Genomic DNA, 23,409 nt, shown 5'->3' with positions numbered 1-23,409 from the left:
GATTTATTGTGGCAATCCACTATCCAGGGAGGTCAATAACAATCATGAAAGACGCCACCATCGCACTGCACCACGGCTTCAAGTCGGACCCCACCACCAAGGCCGTCGCCGTGCCGATCTACCAGAACGTCGCCTTCGAATTCGACAACGCCCAGCACGGCGCCGACCTGTTCAACCTGGACGTGCCCGGCAATATCTATACGCGCATCATGAACCCCACCAACGACGTGCTGGAACAGCGCATTGCGGCGCTGGAAGGCGGCATCGCGGCCCTGGCCGTGTCGGCCGGCAGCGCGGCGATCCACTATGCGATCCAGACGCTGACGCGTGCCGGCGACAATATCGTCACCACGCCACAGCTCTACGGTGGCACCTACACCCTGTTCGCGCACCTGCTGCCGAGCTTTGGCGTGGACGTGCGCTTCGCCCGTGACGACTCCGCGCAAGCCATCGCCGAACTGATCGACGACAACACCAAGCTGGTGTACTGCGAAAGCATCGGCAACCCGGCAGGCAATATCATCGACCTGCAAGCCCTGGCCGACGTCGCCCATGCCCGTGGCGTGCCGCTGATGGTGGACAACACCGTGGCCACGCCGATCCTGTGCAAGCCGATCAGGTTCGGCGCCGACATCGTCGTGCATTCGCTGACCAAGTACATCGGCGGCCATGGCAACTCCCTGGGCGGCGTGATTGTCGACAGCGGCACCTTCCCCTGGACCGACTACCCGGAAAAATTCCCCGGCCTCAACAACCCCGAGCCGGCCTATCACGGCGTGGTCTACACGGAAAAATTCGGCCCCGCCGCCTTCATCGCCCGCGCCCGCACCGTGCCGCTGCGCAATACCGGCGCGGCGCTGGCACCGATGAACGCGTTCCTGCTGCTGCAAGGCCTGGAAACCCTCGCGCTGCGCATGGAGCGCCACACTGAAAACGCCTTGAAGGTCGCGCAGTTCCTGCAAGGCCATCGCGACGTGGAATGGGTCAGCTACGCCGGCCTGCCGGATCATCCGCACCACGCCCTGGCGCAGAAATACCTGCAAGGCAAACCCTCGGCGATCCTCTCGTTTGGCTTGAAGGGCGGCTATGAAGCCGGCGTGCGCTTCTACGACGCGCTGCAAATCTTCAAGCGCCTGGTGAATATCGGCGATGCCAAGTCCCTGGCCTGCCACCCGGCCTCCACCACCCATCGGCAGATGAACGAACAGGAGCAGGCCAAGGCCGGGGTGAAACCGGAAATGATCCGCCTGTCGGTGGGCATCGAGGCGATTGAAGACCTGATCGAAGACTTGCAACAGGCCCTGGGTTCAACCCAGCTCTGAGGCGATGCAGTTGGCCAGCGCTGCATGGCTGATGGGCGAAATCCGCACGAAGCGGGCGACCTTGTGGCGCAAGGTCGCCGGCGTGAAGGCGGCGCAGAGGTCGGGGCGCTGTTCTTCGAGCCATTGCAGCAGGTTGTCGATCAGCGTATGCGGTGATTGCTCTGCCAGCAGCGCCATCAGTGGTACAGGCACTTGCCACCATGGGCTGGGTTTGGCGGCCGTCACCGCGACTGTCGCCACGCTCAACGCCTGGCCATTAATCAGGTAACGCTGGAATACGGGCAATATCTCCCCACCTGATTGCTGAATGATCGGCAACATCTGGGCGCCGTCCCAGAAGCGCAGGAACACCACCTGACCGTCAGGCAGGTACACCTTGGTCAGGCTTTGCAGGTGCGCGATCACCGTTTCCAACGGGATGGACGAGACGGCCAGCCAACCCCAGTCGGTGGATGCAGTGGAGGCCACCCAATCCAGGAACGCGCTGCCACGCTCGACAATGGCGACGTAGGGCATGACCTCCTCCCATGACGCATAGGCCGTGCCGGCCCAAACCGGGTGCAGCGCCGTTGCGCCTGCATGGGTTCGCCACGCCGTCAGCGGCTTGGCGTCGCTGGCCGCTCCCAGGATGGCGAAGAGGTGTTCACCGGGAAGCAAGGTTTGGTGCATCGTCGTTAATTCCATTCTGGGTTGGAACACAGGCCGTTCTTGCAGCGCTCACACTCTTCGCAAAACGGCGCGCTGCGCTTGAAGCTGGCCACTTGCGCGGGGCTCAACGGCGCGGGTATGACCGCCAGTAAAGTCTCTTTCATGCCAGGTATCAGCGGCGCAGCGACCGCAGCGGGCGCACCGCCAAGCTGAATCGGCACGCTGCTGAAAATCCCGCCCGCCGACAACGTGATCGACTGCCCACCCGCTTGGATCGTCACGGACGCGCCCGCATCGATGACCACGCTTTGCCCGGCACCGATCTGAATGGTGCGCCCGGCACGCATCTGCCGGGAGCCGCCGACCAGCAGGTGATCGTCCTGCTTGATTTCAGTCAAGCGGTTGCCGTGGGTGATGCGCTGTTCTTCGCCTTGCAGCTCATGGTGGGATTCGCCGCCCACCCGCACCTGACGCCGGTTATCCACCTGCACCTGCTGGTCATGCAGCACATGCTGGGTCCAATCGCGCTGGGCGCGCAGGTAGATTTCCTCGGCGCCCTTGCGGTCGTCGATGCGCAGTTCGTTGTAGCCGCCGCCACCGGGGCTGCTGTGGCTGCGGAAGGTGCTGCGGGTCTTGTCTGCCGGCAGGTCGAGGGGCACAGGCGTCGCCGCGTTGGGCAGGCAGCCCATCACCAGGGGCATGTCCATATCGCCATTGACGAAACCCACCAGCACTTCCATGCCCACTCGCGGGATCAGCACGACACCGTAGCGGTCATGGGCCCAGCCGCTGGCGACCCGCAACCAGCAGCTGGAATGGTCGTTGTGTTCGCCGTTGCGGTCCCAGGCCAATTGCACTTTGACCCGGCCGTATTCGTCGCAATGGATTTCACTGTCGGCAGGGCCGGTGACCACCGCGTTCTGATAGCCGGAAATGCTCGGGCGCTCAGGCAATGGCGGGCGAAAGATCACATCCCACGGCGCTGCGACAAAGCTGTTGCGATAACCCTGGCGAAAATCCCCGCCTGCCGGCTCGGTGACCGCTTCCTCCAGCACCTGAGGCTGCTTGCCCTCGTGGACAACCTGGGTCACCAGCCACAGGTCATTCCAGGCCTCACGGGGGTGGCCGGTGATCCGCATGAAGCGGCCGCTGGCCAGCGCCGGATCGTCGCCGCTGCCACGGGCGATCCGATAGTCGCAGCGGCTGCGCTCCAGGCCACGTTGCGCAAGGTACTTGCCATGGGCGCGGTCACTGAAGTGGCCGGGATAATCCTGCACTTCCAGGCGCGGTAGTTGCTCGCCTACCGCCGCGCTGTCCAACGCCAGGCGCGGCTTGCGCCAATCGTAGTCACGCAGGTCCAGCGCCGTGGTGCGGGTCTCCAGTTGCACGGCAAAACGCTTGATCGCCGGGGTGTCGGCGACCATCCCGGAGCCAGGGGTGTAAGGGGTGGGCTGCTCAGCCTGGGCAAAGACCGTCTGGTCATCGCCAAACACCAGCAGGTGCCGCTCGGCCGCATGCTGGAAGTGATAGTGGATGCCCGCCTCGGCACACAGGCGCTGGACGAACGCCAGATCGCTCTCGCCAAACTGCACGCAGTACTCGCGCTCCGGGTAGGTGCCGCTCACGTGAAATGCAAAGCGATCGCTCTGGATGCCCTGCCCCACCAGCACCTGCGCCACGATCTGCGGCACCGTCTGGTGCTGGAAAATACGTTGCTGGCTGCTGTGCGCCAGGTAGGCCAGTTGCGGCACGAGGCTGATCTGATAACGCGTCAGGCGCCGCCCGGAATCACCTTGCGCCACGCGGTAGACCAGGCCATGGACGCCATGGCCTTGGTCGTCGAAGCCCAGGTACACCGGGCGATGCAGCAGGCCCTGGAGGTCGATGTCGGGCTGTTCGCTGACCAGTTCAAGATCAAAGCGATAGGGTTGGCTGAGTGCTTCGGTACCATTGAAGCGGTAGACCTTGAGGTCACTGGCGACCCCGTCCAGGGTCAGGTTGAAGGCACTGTGATTGGCAGGAGCGAACATCCGGTGTTTCTCTGCGAAGGAGTGGGCGGCCGATTCTGCATCAGCCAATGACCGAGTTCAGCGGGGCACTGACAAATCAGCAAATACCTACATCATGCGTTCCCGAATCTTCACGCCCGCTCCATGCCGTCGGTCCACTCTCAGGCTTGCCTCCTGAAAAACGATGGAAAGACCATGACCACACGTTACGCAAAAATGCTTATGACCCTCGCACTGGCAGCCTTCGCCGGCCTCGCAAGCTTCAACAATCTCACCGACTACGGCTCCAACTTTGCCTTCGTCAGGCACGTACTGAGCATGGACACCACCTTCCCCGACAACGCCGCCATGTACCGTGCGATCACCAGCCCCTGGGCTTGGCACGGCGCCTATTGGCTGATCATCAGCGGCGAAGCCCTGACCGCTGCACTTCTGGCCCTTGGCACGTGGGCCCTGTGGCGCGCGCGACATGACGACAGCAACGTTTTCCAGCGAGCCAAGAAGCACGCAATCCTGGGCCTCACCTTCGGCTTCGGCGTGTGGTTCTTCGGTTTCATGGTGATTGGCGCGGAATGGTTTCTAATGTGGCAATCCCAGCAATGGAATGGCCAGGGTGCGGCGTTCAAGTTCTACATGGCGATTCTTGGCGTGCTGATTTTTCTCAATCAGCCGGAAAGGGACTGAACAGGCCAGAAAAAAGGCCCGCGATCCAAAGGATCGCGAGCCGTTTTTTTTAACTGCACGGGTACCAAACACCCAACGTTTTATTTGTTGAGGTTGTAGTCCTTCTCCGCCGCATCAAAACGCTCGACCATACCGGCAGTCGGCGCGCCCAGCTTGCTCACGAAGTAGATCGCCAGGCTGGCAAAGATGAAGCCCGGGATGATTTCGTACAGGCCCAGCAGTTCGAAGTGTTTCCACACGATCACGGTGATCGCGCCGACCAGGATGCCAGCCAGTGCGCCGTTGCGGGTCATGCCTTTCCAGATCACCGAGATCAGCACCACAGGGCCGAACGCGGCGCCGAAACCGGCCCAGGCGTAGCTCACCAGGCCCAGTACGCGGTTGTTCGGGTTGGCGGCCATGGCGATGGCGATCAGGGCAACCACCAGCACCATCAGGCGGCCGACCCACACCAGCTCAAGCTGGGAGGCGTTTTTGCGCAGGAAGGTCTTGTAGAAGTCTTCGGTCAGGGCGCTGGAGCACACCAGCAGTTGGCAGCTCAGGGTGCTCATCACGGCCGCCAGGATGGCCGACAGCAGCACGCCGGCAATCCATGGGTTGAACAGCAGCTTGGCCAGTTCGATGAACACACGCTCGTGGTTCTCGTTGACCGGGCCGGCGACTTCCGGGTGCGCCGAGAAGTAGGCGATACCGAAGAAACCCACCGCCACGGTACCGGCCAGGCACAGGATCATCCAGGTCATGGAGATGCGACGCGCGTTGGCGATCGACTTCACCGAATCCGCCGCCATGAAACGCGCGAGGATGTGCGGCTGGCCGAAGTAACCCAGGCCCCAGCCCATCAGCGAAATGATGCCGATGAAGGTGGTGTTTTTCAGCATGTTGAAGTTGTCAGGGTTCTTCGCTTCGATGGCGAGGAAGGTGGTATCAACGCCACCGGTGGCCAGCAGCACGATGATCGGCGTAAGGATCAGCGCGAAGATCATCAGCGTGGCTTGTACGGTGTCTGTCCAGCTTACTGCCAGGAAACCACCGACGAAGGTGTAGGCAATAGTCGCGGCAGCACCGGCCCACAGCGCCGTCTCGTAGGACATGCCAAAGGTGCTTTCGAACAGGCGGGCACCGGCGACGATGCCGGAGGCGCAGTAGATGGTGAAGAACACCAGGATCACCACGGCGGAGATGATCCGCAGCAGGCCGCTTTTATCTTCGAAACGGCTGGAGAAGTAATCCGGCAGGGTCAGGGCGTCGCCGTTGTGTTCGGTCTGTACCCGCAGGCGACCGGCCACGAACAGCCAGTTGAGGTAAGCACCGACGATCAGGCCGATGGCGATCCAGCTTTCCGACAGGCCGGACATGTAGATCGCGCCGGGCAAGCCCATCAACAACCAGCCGCTCATGTCCGAAGCACCGGCCGACAAGGCCGTGACCACGCTACCGAGGCTGCGACCGCCGAGGATGTAATCGGAAAGGTTGTTGGTGGAGCGATAGGCCATGAAGCCAATCAGCACCATTGCTGCGATGTAGATCACAAACGTGATCAGGGTTGGATTACTTACGCTCATATGAGTGACGCCCTGGCTTTGTTTTTATGTAGCGGCGGTCTGTCAGACGGCCACCCACTGCAAGTAGGTAGACGTAACTGCGTGCCGCGCATTTATGACTGACGTTTCCCCAGGAAAGCCGTCAGCCGATGAACCGACTCGTGGAGGTGGTTGCACCTTGGGCGCGAATGCTATTCAACAAAGCAAATAAGGTGCAACCAGTTTCGTGAGAATAAGTTGCACCCAAGTGTGAATTACGCAAAACACCCCGTTCTTGCTCCTTTTCGGAGCAAGAACAGCCGATCTCAGAAGCAAATGCACCAGCGTGAAGCAGATTCCGCTGAGAGTCGGTTTTTTTCATGCCTCCCCCCGAAAATTTCATGCATAAAAAGGGTTGCACCCGGTTGCACCTCTGCATGGGCAAAGCTAATCTTGCCGCCAGCTGATGCCACTCGGTAGTGGCACCCATGAGGATAAGAAAATGGCTACGACCACCCTTGGGGTCAAACTCGACGACCCGACCCGCGAACGCCTGAAGGCTGCCGCGACCTCCATTGATCGCACGCCGCACTGGCTGATCAAGCAGGCGATTTTCAATTACCTGGAGAAACTGGAGGGTGGTGCAACCCTGACCGAACTCAATGGCTTGAGCAGCAAGGATGCCGACGACGCAGGCGAGGTGCAGACCGACCACGCCCACCAGTGCTTCCTGGAGTTCGCCGAAAGCATCCTGCCGCAATCCGTCCTGCGCGCTTCGATCACCGCCGCTTACCGTCGCCCTGAGCCGGAAGTGGTGCCAATGCTGATCGAACAGGCTCGCCTGCCAGCGCCAATGGCCGAAGCCACCAACAAGCTGGCCGCCTCGATTGCCGAAAAACTGCGTAACCAGAAAAGTGCCGGCGGCCGTGCCGGTATTGTTCAGGGCCTGCTGCAAGAATTTTCCCTGTCGTCCCAGGAAGGCGTGGCACTGATGTGCCTGGCCGAAGCGCTGCTGCGTATCCCGGACAAGGGCACCCGCGACGCGCTGATCCGCGACAAGATCAGCACCGGCAACTGGCAGCCGCACCTGGGCAACAGCCCATCGCTGTTCGTCAATGCCGCGACCTGGGGCCTGCTGCTGACCGGCAAGCTGGTCGCCACCCATAACGAAGCAGGCCTGACCTCGTCCCTGAGTCGCATCATCGGCAAGAGCGGCGAGCCGATGATCCGCAAGGGCGTCGACATGGCCATGCGACTGATGGGCGAGCAGTTCGTCACCGGCGAAACCATCGCCGAAGCCCTGGCCAACGCGAGCAAGTTCGAAGCCAAGGGTTTCCGTTATTCCTACGACATGCTCGGTGAAGCCGCACTCACCGAACACGATGCGCAGAAGTACCTGGCCTCGTACGAACAAGCCATTCACTCCATCGGCAAAGCTTCTCACGGCCGTGGGATTTATGAAGGCCCGGGCATTTCCATCAAGCTCTCGGCCCTGCACCCGCGTTACAGCCGTGCGCAGTACGAGCGCGTGATGGACGAGCTGTACCCACGCCTGCTGTCGTTGACCCTGCTGGCCAAGCAATACGACATCGGCTTGAACATCGACGCCGAAGAAGCCGACCGCCTGGAACTGTCCCTGGACCTGCTGGAACGCCTGTGCTTCGAGCCGCAACTGACCGGCTGGAACGGCATCGGCTTCGTCATCCAGGCTTACCAGAAGCGTTGCCCGTATGTGATCGACTACGTCATCGACCTGGCGCGCCGCAGCCGCCACCGCCTGATGATCCGCCTGGTCAAAGGCGCGTACTGGGACAGCGAGATCAAGCGCGCCCAGGTCGAAGGCCTGGAAGGCTACCCGGTATACACCCGCAAGGTTTACACCGACGTTTCCTACATCGCCTGCGCACGCAAACTGCTGTCGGTGCCGGAAGTCATCTACCCGCAATTCGCCACGCATAACGCCCACACCCTGTCGGCTATCTACCATATCGCCGGTCAGAACTATTACCCCGGCCAGTACGAATTCCAATGCCTGCACGGCATGGGTGAACCGCTGTACGAGCAGGTTGTAGGCAAGGTCTCCGAAGGCAAGCTGAACCGTCCGTGCCGCGTGTACGCTCCGGTCGGCACCCACGAAACACTGCTGGCTTACCTGGTGCGTCGCCTGCTGGAAAACGGCGCCAACACCTCGTTCGTCAACCGTATCGCCGACCAGTCCATCTCCATTCAGGAGCTGGTGGCCGATCCAGTGGCCAGCATCGAGCAAATGGCCACGCTGGAAGGCGGCTTCGGCCTGCCGCACCCGCGCATTCCATTGCCACGCGACCTGTACGGCAGCGAGCGCGCCAACTCGGCCGGTATCGACCTGGCCAACGAACACCGCCTGGCGTCGTTGTCCTGCGCCCTGCTGGCCACGGCCCACAACAATTGGAAAGCCGCGCCGATGCTCGGTTGCGCGGCCAGCAATCAACCCGCCGCACCGGTGCTGAACCCGTCCGACCTGCGTGATGTAGTCGGCCACGTGCAAGAAGCCACCGTCGAAGACGTGGATAACGCGATCCAATGCGCCATCAACGCCGGCCCGATCTGGCAGGCCACCCCGCCCGCCGAACGTGCGGCGATCCTGGAGCGCGCCGCCGACCTGATGGAAGGCGAGATCCAACCGCTGATGGGCCTGCTGGCCCGTGAAGCCGGCAAGACCTTCGCCAACGCCATTGCCGAAGTGCGCGAAGCCGTGGATTTCCTGCGCTACTACGCCGTGCAGGCACGCAACGATTTCACCAACGACGCCCACCGCCCACTGGGCCCGGTGGTCTGCATCAGCCCGTGGAACTTCCCGCTGGCCATCTTCAGCGGCCAAGTCGCTGCCGCATTGGCCGCCGGCAACCCGGTACTGGCCAAGCCGGCCGAGCAAACCCCGCTGGTCGCCGCACAAGCCGTGCGCATCCTGCTGGAAGCCGGCATCCCGGAAGGCGTGCTGCAATTGCTGCCGGGCCAGGGCGAAACCGTGGGTGCCCGCCTGGTGGGTGATGATCGCGTCAAAGGCGTGATGTTCACCGGCTCCACCGAAGTGGCGCGCCTGCTGCAACGCAATGTCGCCGGGCGCCTGGATGCCCAGGGCCGGCCGATTCCGCTGATCGCCGAAACCGGTGGCCAGAACGCCATGATCGTCGACTCCTCGGCGCTGACCGAACAAGTGGTCATCGACGTAGTGTCCTCGGCCTTCGACAGTGCCGGCCAACGTTGCTCGGCCCTGCGTGTCCTGTGCTTGCAGGAGGATTCCGCAGACCGCGTCATCGAAATGCTCAAGGGCGCCATGGCGGAATGCCGTCTGGGTAACCCGGAGCGCCTGTCGGTGGACATCGGCCCGGTGATCGACGCCGAAGCCAAGGCCGGCATCGAGAAACACATCCAGGCCATGCGCGACAAAGGCCGCAATGTGTACCAGGTGGCGATTGCCGACGGCGAAGAGATCAAGCGCGGCACCTTCGTGATGCCGACCCTGATCGAACTGGAAAGCTTCGACGAACTGCAACGGGAGATCTTCGGCCCGGTGCTGCACGTGGTGCGCTACAAGCGCAAAGAGATCGACCAGCTCATCGGCCAGATCAACGCGTCGGGCTACGGCTTGACCCTGGGCGTGCACACCCGCATCGACGAGACCATCGCCAAGGTGATCGACAACGTCCATGCCGGTAACGTCTACGTGAACCGCAACATCGTCGGCGCCGTGGTCGGCGTGCAACCGTTCGGCGGCGAAGGCCTGTCGGGCACCGGCCCGAAAGCCGGTGGTCCGTTGTACCTGTACCGCCTGCTCTCGACTCGTCCTACGGATGCCATCGCGCAATCCTTCGTACGCGGTGACAAGCTGAGTGCGCCGGATGTCCGCCTGCGTGACGCCATGAGCCAACCGCTGACCGCCCTGAAAACCTGGGCCGACAGCCACAAGCTCAGCGACCTGAGCGCCCTGTGCGACCAGTTCGCCGCACAATCGCAAAGCGGTATCACCCGCCAACTGGCCGGCCCGACCGGCGAGCGCAACAGCTACGCCATCCTGCCCCGCGAGCACGTACTGTGTCTGGCGGACGTGGAAAGCGACCTGCTGACCCAACTGGCCGCTGTGCTGGCGGTAGGCGGCTCGGCGGTATGGCCAGAGACTGACTTGACCAAGGCCGTGTTCCCACGCCTACCTAAAGAGATTCAGGCGAAGATCAAGCGGGTGGCCGACTGGACCAAGGACGACGTGGTGTTTGACGCCGTCCTGCACCACGGTGATTCCGACCAACTGCGTGCGGTGTGCCAGCAAGTGGCACAGCGCAGTGGCGCGATTGTCGGGGTGCATGGTTTGTCCCAAGGCGAGACGGCGATTGCGCTGGAGCGCTTGGTGATCGAGCGGGCGTTGAGCGTCAACACCGCGGCGGCGGGCGGTAACGCCAGCCTGATGACCATCGGCTAACTGAAACCCTGTAAGGGCTGGCTTGTGTGGGAGCTGGCTTGCCTGCGATTGCATCACCTCAGCGCAACTGACGCCCCGAGGTGTCTGCATCGCGGGCAAGCCAGCTCCCACATTTATTGCACAAGCCTCGCGCGTTTGTTTTGCAGTTCCATCACCCAAATCAATCTTGCTATCCACCCTCCATTTGCGCACTTAGACTCGGCCCTATTCCCACATAGGTAAGCCGCCATGTCCGAGACGCTGCTCAGTTCCCGCAATCTGGCTTTCGAGCTGTACGAAGTCCTCGATGCCGAGGGCCTGACCCAGCGCGAGCGGTTTGCCGAGCACAATCGGGAAACCTTCGATGCGGCGATCAGCACCGCTCGAAACATCGCCGAAAAGTACTTCGCCCCCCATAACCGCAAGAACGACGAAAACGAACCGCGCTACGAAAACGGCGCAGCGATCCTGATTCCCGAGGTCAAACCGGCCGTCGATGCCTTCCTGGAAGCCGGCTTCCTCAACGCCGCACGCAGCTTCGAAGCCGGTGGCATGCAGTTGCCCACCCTGCTCTCCCAGGCCTGTTTCGCGCATTTCCAATCGGCCAACGCCGCCTCCACGTCCTACCCGTTCCTGACCATGGGCGCCGCCAACCTCATTGAGAGCTTCGGCACCGACGAACAGAAACAACGCTTCCTGCAACCGATGATCGACGGGCGCTTCTTCGGCACCATGGCCCTGACCGAACCCCATGCCGGTTCGTCCCTGTCGGATATTCGTACGCGCGCAGAACCGGCGGCTGACGGCACCTATCGACTCAAGGGCAATAAGATCTTCATCTCCGGCGGCGACCACCCGCTGTCGGAAAACATCGTGCACATGGTGCTGGCCAAGCTGCCGGACGCGCCGGCAGGGGTGAAGGGCATTTCGCTGTTTATCGTGCCCAAGTTCCTGGTCAACGACGACGGCAGCCTGGGCGAGCGCAACGATGTGGTGCTGGCCGGGCTGTTCCACAAGATGGGCTGGCGCGGCACCACGTCTACGGCACTGAACTTCGGCGATAACGGCAACTGTGTCGGCTATCTGGTGGGCAAGCCGCACCAGGGCTTGAGCTGCATGTTCCAGATGATGAACGAAGCGCGTATCGGCGTGGGCATGGGCGCAGTGATGCTGGGCTATGCCGGTTACCTGTACTCCTTGGAATACGCTCGCGAGCGTCCGCAGGGCCGCCTGCCGGATAGCAAAGATCCGACGACTGCACCGGTGTCGATCATTCAGCACGCCGATATAAAACGCATGCTGCTCACGCAAAAAGCCTACGTCGAAGGCGCCTTTGACCTCGGCCTGTACGCCGCTCGCCTGTTCGACGACACCACCACCCTGGCCACCGAAGCCGAGCGCAAACAGGCCCACGAACTGCTGGACCTGCTCACGCCCATCGTCAAATCCTGGCCGTCGGAGTTCTGCCTCAAGGCCAACGAACTGGCGATCCAGATCCTCGGCGGCCACGGCTACACCCGCGAATACCCGGTGGAGCAGTACTACCGCGACAACCGCCTGAACCCGATCCATGAAGGCACCCACGGCATCCAGTCCCTCGACTTGCTGGGGCGCAAGCTGGCGCAGAGCGGCGGCGCGGGCTTGAAGCAGTTAATCAGACTGATTGCCGAAACCGGTGCCCGTGCGCAGGAATACCCAAGCCTCACAGCACTAAGGGAGCCACTGGAACACCTGGTGAACCGCCTGCAAAGCGTGACCATCGGTCTGCTCACGGATCTCGCCCAGGGCAAGGTCAACAGCAGCCTGGCAAACTCGGCGCTGTACTTGAAGGTGTTTGGGCATACGGTGATTGGCTGGCGCTGGCTGGAACAAGCGATTCGCGCCGAAGAAGGGCTGGCCAAGGGCAATGCGGCCGACGCGGCCTTCTATAAAGGCAAGCTCCAGGCCGCCCGCTACTTCCTGACCTGGGAAGTACCGGGCTGCCATCATGAACTGGCGATTCTGGAGGCACGCGATGATACGTGCCTCGCGATGCAGGACGAATGGTTCTAAGGCTGCCCGATCGCCTTGGCAATCACATCGACCGTGGCGCTGACTTGCTCTTGGTAACGGTCGAGTTCCTCCTGGTGCGCCTGCTGCATTTCGATCTGCTCGGCGCACAGGTTCAGCGCCGCCAGCACCAGTAATTTGTCGCCGATCAGCGTCGGATACTTCTTCTTGGTGGTGGCCAGGGAGGCTTTGAGCATGGTCACGGCGTGCATCAGGGTCTTGTCTTCCCCGGCCGGCGCCTTGATCGAGTAATCCTCTCCGAGAATCGAAACGACCTTTATCCCTTCATTCATGCGCCGACAGGACCTGCGCTCACGCGCTCAACCAGTGCTTGAATGCGCGCAGCGGTAGCGCCGTTCTTTTCTTCCTGTTCCATCAGGTTCAATTGCAGGCTGTCGTTCTCATCCTTGGCGCGGGCCAGTTCGGCCTTGAGGGATTCGTTGCTGCCCAGCAGATCCTGGTTCTGCTGTACCAGGTCGCTGACCAATTGTTCCAGTTGGCTGAGGGATGCTTCTAACATTTTGATTTCTCGGGCTTTTTCAAAGGGCGGTGACGATAAAGAAAATTCACCTCGGATGCCAGGGTTATCCCCGGCGCGCAGCCCGATTTTTCAGGGCCGGGCCGCACTTTCGAGCCTTAGTGACTGCAATTCGCCGATCTGGTTCCTGAAGCTCATCGGATGCGACAAAAACGCACAGGCCCCTTTAGACTTTAGTCGTACGACCGATAGAGAAGCATCCCCCCTCTCATGGCCGCACGGATTGCGCTTCTCCCCAGGATTCCAGCATGTCCCTTCGTAATATGAATATCGCGCCGCGTGCCTTTTTGGGCTTCGCGTTTATCGGCGCGCTCATGCTGTTTCTCGGTGTGTTCGCCCTGAACCAGATGAGCAAGATCCGCGGCGCCGCCGAAGACATCACCCTGTCCAGCGTGCCGAGCATTCGCGCCCTCGACGAGTTCACCCAACTGACCCTGCGCCTGCGCGTGCTGTCGTACCGCCTGCTGACCAACCGCGAGCCGGATGTGCAGCAAAAGACCCTGGACACCTTCGAACTGCGCGACCAGCAGATCCGCGCCGCCCAGGCCATCTACGAAAAACTCATCGACAGCCGCGAAGAGCGCGCCGCCTACGACGAATACGTCAGCCTGCTCGGCCAGTACCGCCAGATCGAAACACGTATGAAAAGCCTGTCCCAGGCCAATCAGGTCGACGCCCTGCGCACGCTGATCAACACCGAGTTGCTGAGCAACTCCGAGCAGGTCAACGCCGTGCTCGCGCGCTTGCTGGATATCAACAACAACATGGCCCTGGTCACCAACCAGGAAGCCAAGGATCAATACGACCTGGCCTTCAAGCTGGTCGTCGGCCTGCTGATCCTCGCAACCGCATTGACCGTGCTGTTCGCCTGGCTGTTGACCCGCAGCATCACCCTGCCAATTTCCCAAGCCCTGGAAGCCGCCGAAGAAGTCGCCGAAGGCAACCTCACGCGCCCGATCAAGGTCGACGGCAACGACGAAGCCGGGCGCCTGCTGGCCGCCATGGCCAAGATGCAGGACAAACTGCGCGACACCCTGCAACGCATCGCCGGTTCCGCCACCCAGCTGGCCTCGGCCGCCGAAGAGCTGAACGCCGTCACCGACGAAAGCGCCCGTGGCCTGACCCAGCAAAACAACGAGATCGAACAAGCCGCCACCGCCGTCAACGAGATGACCAGCGCTGTGGAAGAAGTCGCACGCAATGCGGTGAGCACGTCCGAAGCCTCGCGCAACGCCACCACTTCCGCCGGCGACGGCCGTGATCTGGTGCAAGAGACCGTCAGCGCCATCGAACGCATGAGCGGCGATGTGCAAGCCACCGCCACGCTGATTGGCGACCTGGCCAATGAGTCGCGGGATATCGGCAAGGTGCTGGACGTGATTCGCGGCCTGGCCGACCAGACCAACCTGCTGGCCCTCAACGCCGCCATCGAAGCCGCCCGCGCCGGTGAGGCCGGGCGTGGTTTTGCCGTGGTCGCCGACGAAGTGCGCGCACTGGCCCATCGCACCCAACAGTCCACCAGCGAGATCGAGCGGATGATCGGCAGCATCCAGGCCGGCACCGAACACGCCGTGGACTCGATGCGCAACAGCACCGAACGTGCGGAATCGACGCTGAACATCGCCAAAGGCGCGGGACTGTCGCTGGATACGATCAACACGGCGATTGTCGAGATCAACGAGCGCAACCTGGTGATCGCCAGCGCGGCGGAAGAACAGGCGCAAGTGGCGCGGGAAGTGGACCGTAACCTGGTGAACATCCGCGATCTGTCGGTGCAATCGGCGACGGGTGCCAGCCAGACGAGTGCGGCGAGTAATGAGTTGTCGCGATTGGCGGTGGATTTGAATGGGATGGTGAGCCGTTTCCGCCTCTGAAACCGACGCCGATCCCCTGTGGGAGCTGGCTTGCCTGCGATAGCTGTGGGCCAGCTTGCATCTCCTTAACTGGCAGACCGCTATCGCAGGCAAGCCAGCTCCCACAGGGATCACTGCCACATTAGATCGACGCATGCCTTCAAAGCTTTTGACAGCGCAGCAATTCAACAGGTTAGAATCGCTGGCACGCAGACTGCATGGTCAGTTTGCGCCCCGTCTTGTTTGCCCATGGAGTACTGCCTTTGAATGCGACGACCATCAACAGCCTGTTCTTGATCGGCGCGTTGCTGGTGAGTGCGAGCATTCTGGTGAGTTCCCTTTCGTCCCGCCTCGGTATCCCGATCCTGGTGATCATCCTGGCCGTGGGCATGGTCGCCGGCGTCGATGGCGGCGGCATCATCTTTGACAACTACCCGACCGCCTACCTGGTGGGCAACCTTGCCCTTGCAGTGATCCTGCTCGACGGCGGCCTGCGCACGCGGGTGGCGAGTTTCCGCGTGGCACTCTGGCCGGCGTTGTCGCTGGCCACGGTGGGGGTGTTGATTACCACCGGCCTCACCGGCATGGCGGCGGCGTGGCTGTTTGACCTGAATATCATCCAGGGTTTGCTGATTGGCGCCATCGTCGGCTCCACGGACGCCGCGGCGGTGTTCTCGCTGCTGGGCGGCAAGGGCCTCAACGAGCGGGTGACCGCCACCCTGGAAATCGAATCCGGCAGCAACGACCCGATGGCGGTGTTCCTCACCGTGACCCTGATCGACATGCTCGCCAGCGGCCAGACCGGCCTGCACTGGAGCCTGCTGACGCACCTGGTGCGCGAGTTCGGCATCGGCGGCGTGGTCGGCCTGGGCGGCGGCTGGCTGATGCTGCAAATGGTCAACCGCATCAACCTGGCCACCGGTTTGTACCCGATCCTGGTGATCGCCGGCGGCCTGTTCGTCTTCGCCGTGACCAACGCCCTGCACGGCAGCGGCTTCCTCGCCGTGTACCTGTGCGGCCTGGTGATCGGCAACCGCCCGGTGCGCAGCCGTCATGGCATTTTGCATATGCTCGACGGTATGGCCTGGCTGGCGCAGATCGGCATGTTCCTGGTGCTGGGCCTGCTGGTCACGCCCCATGACTTGCTGCCGATTGCCCTGCCGGCCCTGGGCCTGGCGCTGTGGATGATCCTGTTTGCGCGGCCGCTGTCGGTGATCGTCGGCCTGCTGCCGTTCAAGGCGTTCCATGGCCGCGAAAAAGGCTTTATCGCCTGGGTGGGCTTGCGCGGCGCGGTGCCGATCATTCTCGCGGTGTTCCCGCTGATGGCCGGGCTGCCCCATGCGCAGCTGTACTTCAACCTGGCGTTCTTTATCGTGCTGGTCTCGCTGCTGGTGCAAGGCACCAGCCTGCCGTGGGTGGCCAAGCTGCTCAAGGTGACCGTCCCGCCAGACCCGGCGCCGATCTCCCGCGCCGCCCTGGAAGTGCACGTCACCAGCGAGTGGGAGCTGTTCGTCTACCGCCTCGGCGCCGAAAAATGGTGCATCGGCGCCGCCCTGCGCGAACTGAAAATGCCCGAAGGCACGCGGATCGCCGCGCTGTTCCGTGGCCAGCAACTGCTCCATCCGTCGGGTAGTACGGTGCTGGAAGTCGGCGACCTGCTCTGTGTGATCGGCCACGAACACAACCTGCCAGCCCTGGGCAAACTGTTCAGCCAGGCGCCGCAACGCGGCCTCGACCTGCGCTTCTTCGGCGACTTCGTCCTCGAAGGCGACGCCCAACTGGGCGCGGTCTCCGCCCTGTACGGCCTGAAGCTGGAAGGCATCGACCCGGACATGCCACTGAGCAGCTTCATCACCCAGAAAGTCGGCGGCGCGCCCATCGTCGGCGACCAGGTGGAGTGGAACAACACCATCTGGACCGTCGCGGTCATGGACGGGAACAAGATCGGCAAAGTGGGCGTCAGATTCCCCGAAGGAAGTCGCCCGGGCCCCGGACTCTTCCTCTAAACTGCGGGGCGACAACGCCCCGATTCTTCACCTTGCACGACCGGTCTATATGCCAATCCTGCGCACGTTCCTCGCCACTGCCCTGCTGGGCCTGACCCTTTGTGTCGGCACCGTCCACGCGGCCGACCCGCCCAGCGCCGACGCTATCCAGCAATCCCTGGACAAGCTGCCCGACCGCAAGCTGCCCGACGCCGACATGAAGGCGTTGCAGAACGTCCTGCAACAGACCCTGACCTACCTGGGCAACAAGCAGGATTACGAGCAGCGCCTGGCGGACCTCAAGCGCCAGCTGGAAGACGCGCCGCGCCAGACCGTCGAGAACCAGCGCGAGCTGACCCGGCTCAAGGCCACCAAAATCGTCCCGGTGGCCCAACGCTATGCCAGCCTGCCGGTGCCGCAGCTGGAACAATTGCTGGTGCAGCGCACCACCCAGCAAGGCGACCTGCAAAAAGACCTGGCCGACGCCAACAGCCTGACCATCGCCGCCCAGACCCGCCCCGAGCGCGCCCAGACCGAAATCAGCAGCAGCCAGACGCGCATCCTGCAGATCAACTCGATCCTCAAGGCCGGCAAAGACAACGGTAAAACCCTCAGCAGCGACCAGCGCAACCAACTGAACGCCGAACTCGCCGCCCTCAACGCGCTGATCCCCCTGCGCCGCCAGGAACTGGCCGGCAACAGCCAACTGCAGGATTTGGGCAACAGCCAGCACGACCTGGTAGTGGAAAAAACCGCGCGCCTGGAACAAGAGATCCAGGACCTGCAAACCCTGATCAACCAGAAACGCCTGGCGCAATCGCAACAAACGGTGACGCAACAGTCCATCGAAGCGCAAAAGGCCGGCGGCAGCAGCCTGCTCGCCACCGAAAGCGCGGCCAACCTGAAGCTCTCCGACTACCTGCTCAAAAGCACCGACCGCCTCAACGACCTGACCCAGAAGAACCTGCAAACCAAGCAGCAACTGGACACCGTGACCCAGAGCGACGCCGCCCTGGACGAGCAGATCAACGTGCTCAAGGGCAGCCTGCTGCTGTCGAAGATCCTCTATAAACAGAAACAGGCCCTGCCGCGCCTCACCGTGGACCGCGACCTGGCGGACGACATCGCCAACATTCGCCTGTACCAGTTCGAGGTCAACCAGCAACGCGAACTGATCAGCTCGCCGAGCACCTATGTGGATAACCTGCTGGCGAACCAGGCGCCGGAAGACGTCACCCCACAACTGCGCCGCACCCTGCTGGAACTGGCGATCACCCGCAGCGACCTGCTGGAACGCCTGAGCCGTGAGCTGAGCGCGCTGCTGAACGAATCGATCACCCTGCAACTCAACCAGAAACAATTGCTGAGCACCGCCACCACCCTGCGCGCGACGCTGGACGAGCAGATGTTCTGGATTCCCAGCAACAAGCCGCTGGACACCGAGTGGCTGGAAACCGTGCCGGCGCACCTGAGCAAGCAGGTCACCACCCTGCCGTGGGCGTCCAGCGTCAGCGAACTTTACGACGGTTTGACCCAGCGCCCGCTGCTGTTCCTGCCGCTGCTGTTGTTGATTGGTGCGCTGCTGTGGCGGCGTAAAAACCTCTATCAGCGCCTGAACAAAGTCCACCAGGACATCGGCCACTTCAAGCGCGACAGCCAGTGGCACACGCCCCAGGCCATCCTGATCAATATCCTGCTTGCGATGCCGGTGTCCCTGGGCCTGGCGCTGTGCGGCTATGCGCTGCAGATCGACGCCCGTGGGCAGAACGCCAACCTCGGCGCGGCGCTGTTGCAGATCGCCCAGGCGTGGATGGTGTTCTACACCGCCTACCGCATCCTCGCGCCGGGTGGCGTGGCCGAACTGCACTTCCGCTGGGAAAAGCCCCAGGTCGAGTTTCTCCAAGGCTGGGTGCGCAAGCTCGGCCTGGTGGTGCTGGCGCTGGTCGCCGTGGTGGCCATCGCCGAGCACCAACCGGCGGCGCTGGCCGACGACGTGCTGGGCATCGGCGTGGTGCTGCTGTGCTACGCGCTGATGGCCTGGCTGCTGGGCCGCCTGTTGCTGCACAGCCCGGCCCACGAAAAGGCCTCGCTGTTCCGCAAAGCCGTCGGCGTGCTGTTTACCGCCCTGCCCATCGCGCTGTTTATCGCCGTGTGCTTTGGCTACTACTACACCGCGCTCAAGCTCAGCGACCGCTTGATCAACACCCTGTACCTGCTGATGTTCTGGCTGGTGATCGAAGCCACCTTCGTGCGCGGCCTGGGCGTTGCCGCACGGCGACTGGCCTATGCGCGCGCCCTGGCCAAACGCCAGGCGGCCAAGGAAGCCGGCGACGGCGAAGCGGTAATCGAAGAGCCGACCCTGGACATCGAACAGGTCAACGAACAGTCCATGCGCCTGATCCGCCTGGCCTTGCTCGGCGGCTTTATCGCGGCGCTGTACTGGGTGTGGTCGGACCTGATCTCGGTGTTTTCGTATCTGGATAACATCACGTTGTACGAATACACCAGCGGCACGGGCGCCAATATCAGCATGGTGCCGATCAGCATCGGCGACCTGCTCGGTGCCCTGATCATCATCGGCATCACCTTCGCCCTGGCGCGCAACCTGCCCGGTCTGCTGGAAGTGTTGGTGCTGTCCAAGCTGGACCTGGCCCAGGGCAGCGCGTATGCGACGACCACGCTGCTGTCCTACGTGATTGCCGGCGTCGGCTTTGTGTCGACGCTGTCCACCCTCGGCGTGAGCTGGGACAAGTTGCAATGGCTGGTGGCGGCGCTGTCGGTGGGGTTGGGTTTCGGCATGCAGGAGATCTTCGCCAACTTTATCTCCGGCATCATGATCCTGTTCGAACGCCCGGTGCGGATCGGCGACACCATCACCATCGGCAACCTGTCGGGCACGGTGAGCAAGATCCGCATCCGCGCCACCACGATCACCGACTTTGACCGCAAGGACATCATCGTCCCGAACAAGACGTTCATTACCGGGCAACTGATCAACTGGTCGCTGACCGACACCATCACCCGCGTCACCCTGAAACTGGGCGTGGACTACGGCTCTGACCTGGATCTGGTGAAGGAACTGTTACTCAAGGCCGCCAGGGAAAACCCGCGCGTCCTCAAAGAACCCGAACCTCACGTGTACTTCCTCAACTTCGGCGAAAGCACCCTCGACCACGAACTGCGCATGCACGTGCGCGACCTCGGTGACCGCAACCCGGTGATCGACGAGGTGAACCGCTTTATCAACCGCGAGTTCAAGAACCACCACATCAACATCTCGTTCCGCCAGATGGAGGTCTACCTCAAGAACCTCCACGGCCAGGAATACAAACTGGTGGAAGTCGACAGCCCGGCCAAGCCCGCCAACGACGGCGGCGTCACCGAACCACCGCCGAGCAAACTCGACTAACCGCGCTATCCCCAGCAGAATGCTCGGACATTCTGCTGGAGATGGCCGGTGAAAGCCCTCGACGAACTGACCTTCGACAACCGTTTCGCACGCCTGGGCGACGCGTTCTCAACCCACGTACTGCCCGAACCCCTCGACGCCCCGCGCCTGGTCGTGGCGAGCAATGCCGCCATGGCCCTGCTCGACCTCGACCCGGCCGTGGCCGAGACGCCGGTGTTCGCCGAACTGTTCGGCGGGCACAAGCTGTGGGCCGAAGCGGAGCCACGGGCGATGGTCTACTCCGGGCATCAGTTCGGCGGCTACACGCCGCAGCTCGGTGATGGTCGCGGGTTGTTGCTGGGCGAGGTGTACAACGCCGCCGGCGAGCATTGGGACTTGCACCTCAAGGGCGCAGGGCAGACGCCGTATTCGCGCATGGGCGATGGCCGCGCGGTGCTGCGCTCTTCAATCCGTGAGTTCCTCGCGTCCGAAGCCCTGCATGCGCTGGGCATCCCGAGCAGCCGTGCGTTGTGCGTGATCGGCTCCGACACCCCGGTGTGGCGCGAGAAACAGGAGCGTGGCGCGATGGTATTGCGCATGGCGCCGAGCCATATCCGCTTCGGGCATTTCGAGTACTTCTACTACACCAAGAAGCCCGAGCAGCAGGCATTGTTGGCCGAACACGTACTGAACCTTCATTACCCTGAGTGCCGTGAGCAGCCCGAGCCGTACCTGGCCATGTTCCGCGAAATCGTCGAGCGCAACGCCGAGCTGATCGCCAAATGGCAGGCTTACGGCTTCTGCCACGGGGTGATGAACACCGACAACATGTCGATCCTGGGCATCACCTTCGACTTCGGGCCGTTCGCATTCCTGGATGACTTTGACGCGCATTTCATCTGCAACCATTCAGATCATGAAGGCCGCTACTCCTTCAGCAACCAGGTGCCGATCGGGCAGTGGAACCTCAGCGCGTTGGCGCAGGCGTTGACACCGTTTATCAGCGTGGATGCGTTGAAGGAAGCGCTTGGGCTGTACCTGCCGCTGTATCAAGCGAACTACCTGGACCTGATGCGCCGCCGACTTGGGCTGACTACCGCTGAAGACGATGACCAGAAACTGGTTGAACGCCTGTTGAAGCTGATGCAGAACAGCGGCGTGGATTACACCCTGTTCTTCCGCCGCCTTGGGGATGAGTCGGCGGCGCTGGCCGTGGCGAAGCTGCGCGATGATTTTGTCGACATGGCCGGGTTTGATACCTGGGCCGACCTGTACAAGGCCCGCGTAGAGCGGGACGGGGATTACAGCCAGGAACAGCGCCGCGAGCGGATGCACGCGGTGAACCCGCTGTACATCCTGCGCAACTACTTGGCGCAGAACGCCATCACTGCTGCCGAGTCCGGGGATTACAGTGAAGTGCGGCGGCTGCATGAAGTGCTGAGCAAACCGTTTGAGGAACAGCCGGGGATGGAGCAGTACGCGCAGCGGCCGCCGGATTGGGGGAAGCATTTGGAGATTAGTTGTTCGTCCTGAGAAAACCCTCATCCAGCGTCTTGATCGCCGTCAGATGAACATGTCCACGGGCACCTTGAAGAACTCCGCCAGCCAACGAATCTGCCGAACGTTGAGCTGGCGTTTCCCACTCAGGATTTCCGAGACAACCGATTGGGCACCGACTCCAGGCAAGTCGCTTTGCGTCAAACCATGCTCCTGCATCATTGAACGCAATACGTCGACACCGCTCGCCTCGGGCATTGGCCAATGCTCCAAGTCATAGGCCTCAACCCAATCACCGATGATATCGACCAACCCCATCAGCGGATGAGCTTCGTCCTCGCCAACGATGTCCAACAATTCATCCAGCGCTGCCACCAGAACATCGTAGTCAGCCTCGGTTTTAGGCTTGCGCAGCAAAGGCGCCACGAATTGCCAATGCTCAGTTACTTGCTCGATCAATGCTGTCACTGCATTACTCCTTCCATTTGCCCTTGTCATATTCCCGGTGATCCAGCACATGCCGGATATAGAGACGCTGTACTCGAAAGCGCACAAGCGCAATGAGGCGTAGCTTGTTGCCTCCAATGTTGAAGACATGCAATGACCCCACCTTGTCCACCGCAGGAAAAACCGCCTTCAATGCCGCAAAATCTTCAGGGCTGATGACTTTGACCTTCCGATACCACTCATCCAATGCAGTGGCTGAATATGGCCATTTTTCCTTGGCATTTCGGATTTGCTTCGCACTGATTACTCGCATGCAACGTCCCTATCGCATCTTGCTATGAAGGTTAAACCCGAACGCTGACTATCGCAATTTGCTATAGCTTCGAACGGACCAATGGTGCTTTGTCGAACACGCCTTCACAGCCTAGATAGACAGGCGTCATCGCCACCGAAAAATCTGTGAGCATATGCAACGCCCACTTGAACTTGATAACGCTCGGAAACGACTCCAAATAAGACCTTCCTGGTCTGTTTTGTTGGAGCCCCCCATGTCCGAACCTCTCGTCATCCCCTGCCCTCACTGCAACGGCCTCAACCGCATCCCCGGCGAACGCCTGGGCGACGCGCCCAAGTGCGGGCGCTGCAAGCAGCCGGTCTTACTGAGCAAGCCTTTCGAACTGAAGCAAGGCGACTACGCCAGTCAGATCAAGGGCGATTTGCCGTTGCTGGTGGATGTGTGGGCCGACTGGTGTGGGCCATGCAAGTCGTTTGCGCCGGTGTTCGAGCAGGCGGCGGGGCAGCTGGAGGGCAAGTGCCGGCTGGCCAAACTGGACAGTGAAGCCAATCAGCAGCTGTCGGCGCAGTTGGGGATTCGTTCGATTCCTAGCTTGATCCTGTTCAAGAACGGCCGCGAAGTGGCGCGCCAGAGTGGGGCGTTTCCGTTGCCGCAGTTGATGGCCTGGCTGCGTAGCCAGGGCGTGTAACTCGGTCAAATGTGGGAGCTGGCTTGCCTGCGATTGCAGTGTTGAATT

General features: G+C 62.0%; 16 protein-coding genes and 1 pseudogene. 10 read left to right on the top strand and 7 right to left on the bottom strand.

Annotated elements, in window-relative coordinates; genetic code table 11:
- Nucleotides 1–44: 44 nt before the first annotated feature.
- A complete protein-coding gene (locus B348_RS0104140) occupies nucleotides 45–1,322 on the top strand; it encodes an O-acetylhomoserine aminocarboxypropyltransferase/cysteine synthase family protein (protein WP_017734896.1) in 1,278 nt (425 codons plus the stop codon).
- Here the strand turns inward: B348_RS0104140 and B348_RS0104135 are convergent.
- Entirely contained in the window at nucleotides 1,308–1,991 is a 684-nt protein-coding gene (locus B348_RS0104135) for a DUF4123 domain-containing protein (RefSeq protein WP_017734895.1), read from the bottom strand. The genes B348_RS0104140 and B348_RS0104135 overlap by 15 nt on opposite strands.
- A 5-nt stretch (nucleotides 1,992–1,996) precedes the next feature.
- Complete coding sequence (locus B348_RS0104130; protein WP_017734894.1) at nucleotides 1,997–4,000, bottom strand: type VI secretion system tip protein VgrG; 2,004 nt, start codon at nucleotides 3,998–4,000, stop codon at nucleotides 1,997–1,999.
- A gap of 174 nt (nucleotides 4,001–4,174) precedes the next feature.
- Here B348_RS0104130 and B348_RS0104125 point away from each other — a divergent pair, with 174 nt between their 5' ends.
- Complete coding sequence (locus B348_RS0104125) at nucleotides 4,175–4,663, top strand: DUF2165 family protein (RefSeq protein WP_026136543.1); 489 nt, start codon at nucleotides 4,175–4,177, stop codon at nucleotides 4,661–4,663.
- 80 nt (nucleotides 4,664–4,743) lie between these two features.
- On the opposite strand, the gene putP is transcribed toward B348_RS0104125, so the two are convergent.
- Nucleotides 4,744–6,228 carry a sodium/proline symporter PutP gene (gene putP / locus B348_RS0104120; RefSeq protein ID WP_017734892.1) on the bottom strand — a complete coding sequence of 495 codons (1,485 nt, stop codon included), beginning with the start codon at nucleotides 6,226–6,228 and terminating at the stop codon, nucleotides 4,744–4,746.
- Between the two features lie 460 nt (nucleotides 6,229–6,688).
- Between putP and putA the strand changes: the two genes are divergently transcribed.
- Together putA and B348_RS0104110 are read left to right on the top strand one after the other, a co-directional pair.
- On the top strand, nucleotides 6,689–10,642 hold the full coding sequence (gene putA / locus B348_RS0104115; RefSeq protein ID WP_017734891.1) for a trifunctional transcriptional regulator/proline dehydrogenase/L-glutamate gamma-semialdehyde dehydrogenase: 3,954 nt from the start codon (nucleotides 6,689–6,691) through the stop codon (nucleotides 10,640–10,642).
- A gap of 228 nt (nucleotides 10,643–10,870) precedes the next feature.
- Complete coding sequence (locus tag B348_RS0104110; RefSeq protein ID WP_017734890.1) at nucleotides 10,871–12,673, top strand: acyl-CoA dehydrogenase; 1,803 nt, start codon at nucleotides 10,871–10,873, stop codon at nucleotides 12,671–12,673.
- Here the strand turns inward: B348_RS0104110 and B348_RS0104105 are convergent.
- Together B348_RS0104105 and B348_RS0104100 are read right to left on the bottom strand one after the other, a co-directional pair.
- Nucleotides 12,670–12,963 carry a cell division protein ZapA gene (locus B348_RS0104105; protein WP_017734889.1) on the bottom strand — a complete coding sequence of 98 codons (294 nt, stop codon included), beginning with the start codon at nucleotides 12,961–12,963 and terminating at the stop codon, nucleotides 12,670–12,672. The two genes, B348_RS0104110 and B348_RS0104105, sit on opposite strands and share 4 nt — an antisense overlap.
- On the bottom strand, nucleotides 12,960–13,190 hold the full coding sequence (locus tag B348_RS0104100) for a hypothetical protein (protein WP_017734888.1): 231 nt from the start codon (nucleotides 13,188–13,190) through the stop codon (nucleotides 12,960–12,962). The genes B348_RS0104105 and B348_RS0104100 overlap by 4 nt, the downstream gene beginning before the upstream one ends.
- A gap of 266 nt (nucleotides 13,191–13,456) precedes the next feature.
- Between B348_RS0104100 and B348_RS1000000132135 the strand changes: the two are divergent.
- The 5 genes and pseudogenes from B348_RS1000000132135 to selO all read left to right on the top strand — a co-directional run.
- A pseudogene (locus B348_RS1000000132135) lies at nucleotides 13,457–14,179 on the top strand (MCP four helix bundle domain-containing protein); the annotation flags it as partial.
- A gap of 30 nt (nucleotides 14,180–14,209) precedes the next feature.
- Nucleotides 14,210–15,082 carry a methyl-accepting chemotaxis protein gene (locus B348_RS1000000132130; protein ID WP_370695310.1) on the top strand — a complete coding sequence of 291 codons (873 nt, stop codon included), beginning with the start codon at nucleotides 14,210–14,212 and terminating at the stop codon, nucleotides 15,080–15,082.
- Between the two features lie 242 nt (nucleotides 15,083–15,324).
- The gene (locus tag B348_RS0104090; protein ID WP_017734886.1) at nucleotides 15,325–17,067 is read left to right on the top strand and encodes a potassium/proton antiporter; all 1,743 of its coding nucleotides are present in this window, start codon (nucleotides 15,325–15,327) and stop codon (nucleotides 17,065–17,067) included.
- Nucleotides 17,068–17,116: 49 nt separating this feature from the next.
- Complete coding sequence (gene mscK, locus B348_RS0104085; protein WP_017734885.1) at nucleotides 17,117–20,455, top strand: mechanosensitive channel MscK; 3,339 nt, start codon at nucleotides 17,117–17,119, stop codon at nucleotides 20,453–20,455.
- Between the two features lie 48 nt (nucleotides 20,456–20,503).
- Nucleotides 20,504–21,967, top strand: a complete 1,464-nt coding sequence (gene selO, locus B348_RS0104080; protein ID WP_017734884.1) for a protein adenylyltransferase SelO — start codon at nucleotides 20,504–20,506, stop codon at nucleotides 21,965–21,967.
- A gap of 30 nt (nucleotides 21,968–21,997) precedes the next feature.
- Here selO and B348_RS0104075 read toward each other — a convergent pair whose 3' ends face one another.
- Both B348_RS0104075 and B348_RS0104070 read right to left on the bottom strand, forming a co-directional pair.
- Entirely contained in the window at nucleotides 21,998–22,399 is a 402-nt protein-coding gene (locus tag B348_RS0104075) for a type II toxin-antitoxin system HigA family antitoxin (protein ID WP_017734883.1), read from the bottom strand.
- A 4-nt stretch (nucleotides 22,400–22,403) separates the two neighbouring features.
- Nucleotides 22,404–22,691: a type II toxin-antitoxin system HigB family toxin gene (locus B348_RS0104070; RefSeq protein WP_026136541.1), complete on the bottom strand. Its 288-nt coding sequence runs from the start codon at nucleotides 22,689–22,691 to the stop codon at nucleotides 22,404–22,406.
- Between the two features lie 235 nt (nucleotides 22,692–22,926).
- Between B348_RS0104070 and trxC the strand changes: the two genes are divergently transcribed.
- Nucleotides 22,927–23,361, top strand: coding sequence for a thioredoxin TrxC (gene trxC, locus B348_RS0104060; RefSeq protein WP_017734880.1), 435 nt, complete (start codon nucleotides 22,927–22,929; stop codon nucleotides 23,359–23,361).
- The last annotated feature ends 48 nt before the right edge of the window (nucleotides 23,362–23,409 follow it).

It is taken from the genome of Pseudomonas sp. CBZ-4, from assembly GCF_000346755.1.
GTDB lineage: Bacteria > Pseudomonadota > Gammaproteobacteria > Pseudomonadales > Pseudomonadaceae > Aquipseudomonas.
Note: the sequence above shows the minus strand (reverse complement) of the source record. Positions and strands in the feature narration are given on the sequence as shown.

Coding starts and splice junctions, on each gene's coding strand:
- trxC (WP_017734880.1), top strand. CDS start 22,927: ATGTCCGAACCTCTCGTCATCCCCTGCCCTCACTGCAACGGCCTCAAC.
- putP (WP_017734892.1), bottom strand. CDS start 6,228: ATGAGCGTAAGTAATCCAACCCTGATCACGTTTGTGATCTACATCGCA.
- B348_RS0104135 (WP_017734895.1), bottom strand. CDS start 1,991: ATGCACCAAACCTTGCTTCCCGGTGAACACCTCTTCGCCATCCTGGGA.
- putA (WP_017734891.1), top strand. CDS start 6,689: ATGGCTACGACCACCCTTGGGGTCAAACTCGACGACCCGACCCGCGAA.
- B348_RS0104070 (WP_026136541.1), bottom strand. CDS start 22,691: ATGCGAGTAATCAGTGCGAAGCAAATCCGAAATGCCAAGGAAAAATGG.
- B348_RS0104130 (WP_017734894.1), bottom strand. CDS start 4,000: ATGTTCGCTCCTGCCAATCACAGTGCCTTCAACCTGACCCTGGACGGG.
- B348_RS1000000132130 (WP_370695310.1), top strand. CDS start 14,210: ATGGCCAAGATGCAGGACAAACTGCGCGACACCCTGCAACGCATCGCC.
- B348_RS0104110 (WP_017734890.1), top strand. CDS start 10,871: ATGTCCGAGACGCTGCTCAGTTCCCGCAATCTGGCTTTCGAGCTGTAC.
- B348_RS0104140 (WP_017734896.1), top strand. CDS start 45: ATGAAAGACGCCACCATCGCACTGCACCACGGCTTCAAGTCGGACCCC.
- B348_RS0104100 (WP_017734888.1), bottom strand. CDS start 13,190: ATGTTAGAAGCATCCCTCAGCCAACTGGAACAATTGGTCAGCGACCTG.
- B348_RS0104105 (WP_017734889.1), bottom strand. CDS start 12,963: ATGAATGAAGGGATAAAGGTCGTTTCGATTCTCGGAGAGGATTACTCG.
- B348_RS0104125 (WP_026136543.1), top strand. CDS start 4,175: ATGACCACACGTTACGCAAAAATGCTTATGACCCTCGCACTGGCAGCC.
- mscK (WP_017734885.1), top strand. CDS start 17,117: ATGCCAATCCTGCGCACGTTCCTCGCCACTGCCCTGCTGGGCCTGACC.